1 protein-coding gene is annotated in these 2,753 nt (G+C 40.6%); it reads right to left on the bottom strand.

Going from position 1 to position 2,753, the window contains the following annotated elements; all coding sequences use genetic code 11:
- Positions 1–133: 133 nt before the first annotated feature.
- The gene (gene ltrA, locus DWZ60_RS16780) at positions 134–2,041 is read right to left on the bottom strand and encodes a group II intron reverse transcriptase/maturase (RefSeq protein WP_109258339.1); all 1,908 of its coding nucleotides are present in this window, start codon (positions 2,039–2,041) and stop codon (positions 134–136) included.
- Positions 2,042–2,753: the final 712 nt, after the last annotated feature.

The following is a 2,753-nucleotide window of genomic DNA, read 5'->3' as shown; positions in this document are numbered from 1 at the left end:
TATAGTGATAGGTAAGGTTTTGATATTATCTCCACCTTTTCCCCCACTTCACACCGGACATGCGACTTTCACCGCATCCGGCGCTCCATCGATTGTCTTCACAAGACATTTAATCAGTCACCAAATTTAAGTTTTATATTATTGCTGACAGGTTCGCCTGCTCTCGCAGACTATTGATTTTCACGAGCATCTTTTTTGTGATATTGAGTGTTTTTATCAGGTCTTTTATTGCTGCTTGGGGCAGTTCTTGTAACAGAATCAGATATTTTTTGTGAATCAGAACCATGTTTTTATATCTTTCAAATCCACCAAGTGATCCTGGTACTTTGAGCCATACAGCTACATGTTCCGCATCTGCGAATTCTTCTCCACTGATTGCACATTTTCCCTTTTGAGCAGAAAATAAAGATATTTTACTGTCATGGTATTCTGTGCTATGACCAACGGATATTTTTTCTCTCAGTCCTTTCAGAACATACTGATTAAGGTTAAGTTCTGTATGAATCAGAGCACGACCTTCTTTTGTATAACTACAAACGATTGATCGCTTCGCCATCGGTATTTTATTTTTGATGAATGCAATCGGATAGATCATCTGGTCAATTCCTGAAACATATCGAATCATTTTTGACTGTCCGAATCTTTCCTTTTCTGCTTGGGTGATAGTTCCACCCTCACGTTTTAGCATACTTCCTGTTTCTGTATTTAACCTGTTCGTCAAAACTGTCATTACTCGCCTATGGAATTCTCTGCAATCAATACTGATACAGGTGGCAAGCTGATAGTAATTCTGTATGCCTAACACCATGGAGTTATATAGCTGAATTTCTGATAAACAACTTTTTTTCTCTCTGGGTTTTGCGATGTTTTTCGCTTGTTCCACTAGCTTTGCTCTTTCAATTTCAACCTTTTTGTCACAGATTGCCGACTGCACCACATATTTATGATGCTTCAACCTTACCCTTATTTTGAATCCAAGAAACTCTGACCACCGTTTTCTGGTGTTCACAATCCTTGTTTTCTCAGGAGACACCTCTAATTTCAACCTCTCTTCAATCCACTCCGTAACCGCTTCTTTTGTCCTGACTGCGTCCTCTTTCGTTCTACAGAAAATCCTAAAATCGTCCGCATACCGAATGATATGCATTTCTTTCATTTCTGTGTTTTTCATAATCCTATAACCATGGCTTTTATCAAAAACCTTAGTTTTTCCGATTATTCTTTCTCGCCCTCTGCTTATAGCAATTGGATTTTCCTCCCATTGACTGGCTATCCACCAATCCAATTCATTTAGAACGATGTTTGCCAGTAGTGGTGAGATAATTCCTCCCTGTGGTGTACCCTTGTCGGGCAATACCGTTGTATTATCGGGCATTTTAATTGGAGCTGTTAGTATTCGCTTGATAATAAAAATCAGCGTTTTATCATGGATACCCAGCGACCATATCTGTCTGATTAACTTGCTATGATTTACGTTATCGAAAAATCCTTTAATATCAAACTCAATAACATAATGAAGGTTCATCATTTGAAGCATGGTGTAGGTTCTGTTAATGGCATGTTCAACGGATCTGTTCGGACGAAATCCATAACTATTATTGCTGAACTTTGCTTCGCAGATTGGTTCCATGATCTGCTTGATACATTGCTGTATCAGCCTATCCCATATGCATGGGATTCCCAGCGGACGTGTTTTTCCGTTTGGTTTCGGGATATCTTTCCGTCTTACAGGCTTTGGTCTGTAGCCGTGTTCGCTTCCCGTAACAATAAATCTCACTCTTTTTACCACATCATCAGGAGTTCGACTCCCAATATCTGTGATGTTCTTTTTATCTGTTCCTGCCGTGTAGCTGCCTTTGTTCGCTTTGATGTTTCGGTACGCAAGTAAAATGTTATCCCTGCTCACTATCAAATCCATAAGATTCTCAAATACTTCACCGTTCTGACTTTTTTGATATAGTTCATCAAAAGTATCTTGCATTCCATAGTACTCCGCATGACGCAGGTCATCTACACATAATGTTTTACTTTTCTTTGGCATAAGGCATCACCTCCTCTCGAAAGTGACCCTTTTGGTCTTACTCGTAATCCTTATCATAAGACTGAATAATGCCTGTTTATTTCAACCGACTTGTGACCATTCCTCCGAGTTCCTCTTTTTCGCAGAACTCATCATAAGTTCGATCACGGCTTTTCAGCACCAGTTCACCTGCTTATTTTCTTCGTCAGGCTATCCCATAATGGAATCTGATGCCTTTCCACGTTCCGATAATCCTATCTGTACATATATCCTTAGGTCTCTGCTATAGTCCTGTCAGCTTGGATGTGCCTGTAACACAACATGGTCGTTCGTAGGGTCAATTTCTACTGAACCACACTGACTGCGCTTTAACGCACCCATACATTTCTATATGGTCTTCTTTTAGAACCGTACATTCGCAGTTTTCGTCAGTTTACTCGCCAAAGTAAACATTCTAACCATAGATATTTTATAGATCCTAGACCTATAGGTAGCGCACCCCACCTCTGGGGCGTTTTCGAGAATCTTTTGGCAGATTCCTACGACTACTCTCGGTCGTTGTCACGGAGCTTCTCACCCCAGCCATTACAGCTGACGCAAGTCCGTCAAGGATAGACGTTTCAGGGCGTTACCCCATCATTCCACCTATCGGATTACCAGTTCACAGACTGGTTATTATTTAATAAACCAACACTGTGCGCAGACTTTTTACCGCCTGCGAACGTGTCGCACT

The organism is Blautia sp. AF34-10 (assembly GCF_003477865.1).
Lineage (GTDB): Bacteria > Bacillota > Clostridia > Lachnospirales > Lachnospiraceae > Fusicatenibacter > Fusicatenibacter saccharivorans.
The sequence above is the reverse complement of the archived record's forward strand: the minus strand, read 5'-3'. Positions and strand labels throughout refer to the sequence as shown.